This is a genomic window from Caballeronia mineralivorans PML1(12) (assembly GCF_001028175.1).
GTDB lineage: Bacteria > Pseudomonadota > Gammaproteobacteria > Burkholderiales > Burkholderiaceae > Caballeronia > Caballeronia mineralivorans.
Window position 1 is genome coordinate 52068 of the sequence record NZ_AEJF01000196.1, and the last position, 6000, is coordinate 58067.

Annotated in this window: 5 protein-coding genes and 1 pseudogene; all 6 read left to right on the top strand. The window is 55.0% G+C overall.

The genetic code is table 11. The annotated features are described in order from the left end of the window. Positions 1-154 precede the first annotated feature (154 nt). The 6 genes and pseudogenes from EOS_RS33580 to EOS_RS33595 all read left to right on the top strand — a co-directional run bounded on the left by EOS_RS33580 (position 155) and on the right by EOS_RS33595 (position 5953). On the top strand, positions 155-1711 hold the full coding sequence (locus EOS_RS33580; RefSeq protein ID WP_047896519.1) for a methyl-accepting chemotaxis protein: 1557 nt from the start codon (positions 155-157) through the stop codon (positions 1709-1711). 279 nt (positions 1712-1990) lie between these two features. After that, positions 1991-2107: a serine dehydratase beta chain gene (locus EOS_RS49365; protein ID WP_235443040.1), complete on the top strand. Its 117-nt coding sequence runs from the start codon at positions 1991-1993 to the stop codon at positions 2105-2107. 204 nt (positions 2108-2311) lie between these two features. Next, positions 2312-2899, top strand: a pseudogene (locus tag EOS_RS49560) (L-serine ammonia-lyase, iron-sulfur-dependent, subunit alpha); the annotation flags it as partial. Between the two features lie 974 nt (positions 2900-3873). Next, positions 3874-4611 (top strand): DUF969 domain-containing protein, encoded by a 738-nt coding sequence (locus tag EOS_RS33585; RefSeq protein ID WP_047896520.1) that lies wholly within the window; start codon positions 3874-3876, stop codon positions 4609-4611. Further along, positions 4608-5558, top strand: a complete 951-nt coding sequence (locus EOS_RS33590; RefSeq protein ID WP_047896521.1) for a DUF979 domain-containing protein — start codon at positions 4608-4610, stop codon at positions 5556-5558. The genes EOS_RS33585 and EOS_RS33590 overlap by 4 nt, the downstream gene beginning before the upstream one ends. An 86-nt stretch (positions 5559-5644) precedes the next feature. Beyond that, entirely contained in the window at positions 5645-5953 is a 309-nt protein-coding gene (locus tag EOS_RS33595; RefSeq protein WP_053064113.1) for a LysR family transcriptional regulator, read from the top strand. Positions 5954-6000: the final 47 nt, after the last annotated feature.

Below are 6000 nucleotides of genomic sequence, written 5' to 3' on the forward strand. Positions count from 1 at the left end.
TTCGATCTACAGATCATCGCATGCCCAGACTGAACAATTGCTCGAGGCTGGTGATTTCCAATGCGGCAACCCTTTGTCCACAAAAACGTTTCTCATACCTCCTTTAGTAGCTTTTAAAATCCCTAGCGGCACTTCCATACAATAAGGATAACCCATGAGCGGCTTTAGCCTGAATACGAAATTATGGCTGGCGCTTGCGGTAACGTGGCTTGGCCTGCTGGTACTCGGTGGCTGGGCGGCAATCGAATTGCGCGGCACCATGCTGGCCGATCGCAAACTAGTGATTCAGAATATCGTTGAAGCTGCGTACGGCATCGTCGACGAATATGCAAGCCTGGTCGACAGTAAAGCCATTACGCTCGATGATGCCCAGCATCAGGCGATGGTGCGGTTGTCGGCTATGCGTTATGGAAAAAACGGCTTTATGGTCATCACCTCGGCCAAGCCGGTCGTATTAATGCATCCGACGGTGCCTAATTTGCGCAACAAGGATGTCAGCGACTTTAAAGATCCCACCGGTAAGCTCCTATTCGTCGAAATGGTCAAGGTTGCCCAAGCTCAGGGGCAAGGTTACGTCGACTATATGGCTACAGTGCCTGGAAGCGATAGCTCGGTACCGAAGATCACCTTTGTCAAACGCTTTGGGCCATGGGACTGGTATTTGATCTCGGGCCTATATGTGAATGACATCAACACGGCCTTCGAAGCAAACCTGGTGAAGTACCTACTTGCGATCCTGGTGATCGGCGGGGCGATAACTGTCGCGATGGTTACGATCATCCGCAACGTCAAGTGTAGCCTCGGCGGAGAACCCACGTATGCCACGAGTATTGCGCAGAAAATTGCGGCGGGCGAACTGACCACAGTCATCTCCTTGGCGAGTAACGACAATAGCAGCATGTTATTTGCGATGAGCAATATGCAGGAGAGGCTTACCAGGACCATCAAGCGCATTCATAGCGGCACCGAAACGATATCCCTCGCAACCCAGGAAATTGCAGCTAGCAATCAAGACTTATCGGTACGTACCGAACAGCAAGCCGCGTCACTGGCTGAAACCGCGGCCAGCATGGAGCAATTCACGGCTGCAGTAAAACAAAATGTTGAGAGTGCGCAGCAAGCCAACCAGATGGGAGCTAGCGCGTCGAAGATTGCCGTAGAAGGTGGTGATGTAGTGTGTCAGGTGGTCAATACCATGGAAAGCATCACGACGAGTTCGAAGAAAATCGTCGATATTATTTCGGTCATCGAAGGCATTGCCTTCCAAACGAATATCCTGGCGCTCAATGCAGCCGTAGAGGCTGCACGTGCTGGCGAACAGGGACGCGGGTTTGCGGTGGTGGCCGGTGAGGTGCGCAGCCTGGCGAGTCGTAGCGCCGATGCCGCCAAGGAAATTAAGGCATTGATCGAGAAGTCGGTCAGCCAGGTTGACGCGGGATCTGTGCTGGTTCAGCGTGCGGGAACCACGATGGTCTCGGTGGTCTCGGCCGTGCGGCGCGTCACCGATATTATTGGTGAAATCGCAACGGCGTCAGAGGAGCAAAGCAAGGGAATAGAGCAGGTCAATATCGCGATCTACCAAATAGACCAGACGACTCAGCAAAACGCCGCGATGGTTGAAGAGGCGGCGGCCGCCGCCCATTTACTCGACGAACAGGCCCGCGAGTTGCGCGACGCGGTCAACGTCTTTCATGTTCCAAATACGGCTTAACTGGCAGACTGCTAGGGGCGATAGTACAGGCGTATACGGGCTGGTGCGATCAATGCTGCGCGTTGGCCGCGTCATCGTCCGCCCATGACATATAGGGGCGGTTCGTACCGGGCGCTCGTCCCCAAACTGTGATAGGTTCGACACGATAACAAGCGTAGAAAATTGGCGCTGGGTGCTGGTAGCACAATGGTTACGCTCTTAGCTGCTCCGGCCTGGGATGGCGTAGCAGCACAGTCGATTTTTTTTGAAATGCCTTAAAGGGTGACATTCAAGGTGTCAGTGAGCGTCTCCGCCCTCTTCGAGATCGGCATCGGTCCGTCATGCTCGCATGAAGTAGGGCCCATGCGAGCATGGTTTACCTTTTGTTTCTGCCTTGAACAGAAGCAACTCGTTTGAGTGTGTCGACCGCATCCACGCCGAGTAGCGAGGTTCCCTCGGTGCGACCGGCAAGGGGTTGTTCCCGATCTGAAATGTGATTCAGGCTTGCGTTGATCTTGGATGCCGAACAGAAGGCGGTTGGCCAGGGTCACTGGGTGTAAAGCGGTGCGCCAAGCATCTTCATGAGAAGTTGATAGTGCGCTCGGTTAGCGACCAGATTAACCACGTGCCGCGATGGACTGGTTGAACCTATCCGCGCTTGCTAGCGACGAGGAGAATGCGCTGCGGAGACCGTGTAGTTAAGGCTCCGACGAACGGACAGCAGGAATAATCCCGTCGTTCTTCACTACTGCGTTCGATTTATCTCGGGCCCAATAGACAGGGAATCATGGAGTTCCTTTTGACGGTTGCCGCAATTGGGATTCTACCGAGGCGAAATGTGCCCATATCGGGGCCGAAGTGGGGTGCCAGGGCGTGGTGGGCCCGGCCTGTTCTATGGCCGGTGCGGCGATGTTTTCGGTCATGGGTGGACTCTCGCGCAAAACGAGAACGCTGCCGAAATTGGGATGGAATACAACCTTGAACTGATTTGTGGTCCGTTAGGTGAGATCGTGCAGATACCCTGTATCGAGCGCAGCGCGATGGGTTCTGACGGCAGTAAATGCCGTTCGCATAACACCTCATAGCGCCGCTATCCACTACGTCTCCGTCGATTGAGTCATCCGAGTCATCATGCAGAGAGGGGCGGACACGAAGACCAAATATAAGGAGACGTCCCGAGGCGGTTTGGCGGTCGCTAACATCGATATGGTGACGACTAGACCAGCGCGGGCCAAGCTTACCTTACCTTCAAACATTCTTGGTATGTTGACTGGTAGCTCCCACCCGGTGGGTGTCTCACTCTACGAATCTGCAGGCGGCAACCCGCGAGGCAACGATCAGTGCATGACACTCCTGCAAACCGGTAGGCGCATGCCCGCGGCGCAACAGCCAGAAGGGAAAGACCATAACCCAACGGCATAGCGTCCCTCTAAATTGGACTTTGACACGGTTTTTTTGCGTGTTCAGACTCGATTTAGAGACCGCGGCTGCGTATAGATCGGTATCACTGCGTCGGTGCATTGAGGGCAGAGTTTGTGCAGCGGCAACGGGATACCGGATTCGGTTGGCGTTGGGAAGAAGTGTTCGACGACGGCGATCAGATCCATGAGTCATCTGCAAATCGACGATTGCTGCAATTCGGCCGTTCCTCTCATATAAAAGACTGGAGACGTTAAAAATGAATTGCACAAAAATTAGCATAGAAGCGCTAAAGAACGAAAATTTGATGGCGGTGTACGAAGAGGTTCGGATTGCGGCTATGGGCGGGGCGGGGCGGCACGTGCGCGTCGCAGATTGGGTATCGCCAACTAGATCACCGTGCTCGATGCAGCAGGCATGATGTTTTCTGCGCGATCCGACGTTTATCTGGCTGGCGTACCGTCGCCTGTTGCGATCTGTCACGTTGCGAGACGCGCTCTTTTGATGAGAGACAACGCCAGCGCCGACAGAGGATGCGGGGATCGAGGACGACCGAGACATCCGGCATGACTTCGGTGAAAGAGTTCGCTTTAAGAGACGCGGAGGCGATGGTTACGGTCATCCACGCGAGCATAAGATGGAATCTCCGCGGCAAGAGTTAATCGACGACGATGTGTCGCGCTATCCTTGCGTGGCGACTGCGGCGTTGGAGAGAAAGCGACGCCGGCGTGAGCCTAACAGTTAATTCAATTTCTGGATAAGATATGAGCACTACTATTAGTTTTTGGCCATTGCTCGGAGTCGCCACAGTTGCATTGGGCTTTATATGCCGCTTCAACCCGATGCTGATCGTTTCTGTTGCGGCGATCGTGACTGGAATCGCCGCGAAGATGCCGTTCCACGAAATTCTGGCACAAGTGGGTAGCGATTTCGTAAAGGCTCGCAATCTGCCGCTGATTACACTGCTGCCGCTGCCGGTGATCGGCCTTCTGGAGCGGCATGGTCTACGAGAGTTTGTCCAGCGAGCGATAGCTAAGGTACGCACAGCGACGGCTGGACGCCTGTTAATTGTCTACTTATTCGTGCGAGAGTTGTCAGCGGCTATCGGGCTGATGAGCCTTGGCGGCCACGCGCAGATGGTCCGACCACTGATTGCTCCGATGGCGGAAGGCGTCGCTGAGAGCCATTACGGCAAACTCGGAAGTCGCCAGGTCTACCGCCTGCGAGCGTTTGCTGCGTCGACCGATAATATCGGCCAGTTTTTCGGCGAAGACGTTTTCGTTGCTTTCGGCGGGATACTGTTCATGCAGAACGTTCTACATAACATGGGTATAGACGTCGATCCAACGCGCATCGCGTTCGCCGGCATACCAACTGCGGTGTGCGTGTTTGTCATTCATTCGTTCCGTCTGTACCGGCTTGACGGCTGGCTCGACCGTGAGCAAAGGACCGCCGCGGTCGAGGATGTTTCAGCCTCAGCAGGCGAGGAGTGTCGCCCGTGATCCTCTCAGTTCAATACCTATATTGGCTGGCTGGTAGCCTTCTCTTAGCCAGCGCCTTCGTGATCGTGCGCGACGGGAGGCACCCGCGACGGTTATTCGCCGCTATATTCTGGTCGGATCTGGGCCTGTTGTTTATTGCAGGTGACAGAATGCCACCTACAGTGGTTGGTGCGCAGGTGCTGGCGCTGAGTGCGATTGCCGCGTGCGGCGGTCTGCGCAGATCGTCTCCGCGGCGCCTCCCGGCCTCAGTGCGTGAGGCAAGCGCGCTTCGCCTAGGTTGGAAGCTGTTGATCCCAGCATTGGCGATACCGTTCTGTACTTTGGTAGGGACGATGGCGTTGGGGTACACGAAAATCGGGATAGCGTTCCTGCATGATGCTGCTAACACCAACCTTATTTCATTTGGAATCGGTTGTATCGTTGCGTTAGGTCTGGCGTGCTGGCTAACGCGAGACACAGTAGTACAGGCGGTGCGCCAGTCGCGTGAATTGACCGATGCTGTAGGCTGGACACTCGTCCTGCCTCAGATGCTGTCCATGCTGGGAGCGATGTTTCAGCACACTGGCGTAGGGAATGCAAGCGCCTACCTCGCTAGCCACTATATTGCAACTGACGTACGCTGGGTGGCCGTAGCGGTCTATTGTGCAGGAATGGCGGTGTTCTCGATGATCATGGGCGGTAGCGCAGCAGCGTTTCCGCTGATGGTGGCTGGAATTGGCGTGCCAGTGTTGGTTGGCACTTTCCATGGCAACGTGGCGGAAATCGCGGCGCTAGGAACGTTCAGCGGGTACGCGGGCGTGCTCATGACTCCGATGGCGGCCCACTTCAACCTGATTCCCGCTGCATTACTGGAATTGCCAGACAAGTATGGTGTAATTCGCGCCCAAGCGCCGACCGCGATTTGCGTTTTGGTGGTGAACGCAGTATTGCTATATTTCTTGATGTGAGGATTGCGAACCGAAAATTGTCATGATTTTTGTGGAATGACCAGTTGGCGGTCCGAGGTATAGATATTTGCCCATGAGTCTGCCTTATGAGTTTTGATAGACACCAGCTCGAAACATTTTCCGTGGTGGTCGAGACTCGACATTTCGGTCGAGCGGCTCGCGTGTTGAACGTAACTCGTGGCGCTGTATCGCAGCGGATCATCGCGCTGGAGGAAGCTTTCGGAACCCCACTACTGGTACGTGACGGTGCTACGCCGACACCTGCTGGGGAAACGGTGCTTCGGCATATCCAGGCGCTCAAGCTGCTTGAGGCGGACACGCTTCAGCGAATCAAACCAGACCAGACGGAGCGACGCGGACAAGGATTTCGATCGCGGTCAACGCAGATTCATTAGCGACTTGGTTCGAACCGATTGCCTGCATGAGTCGAGAGGCTCACGTT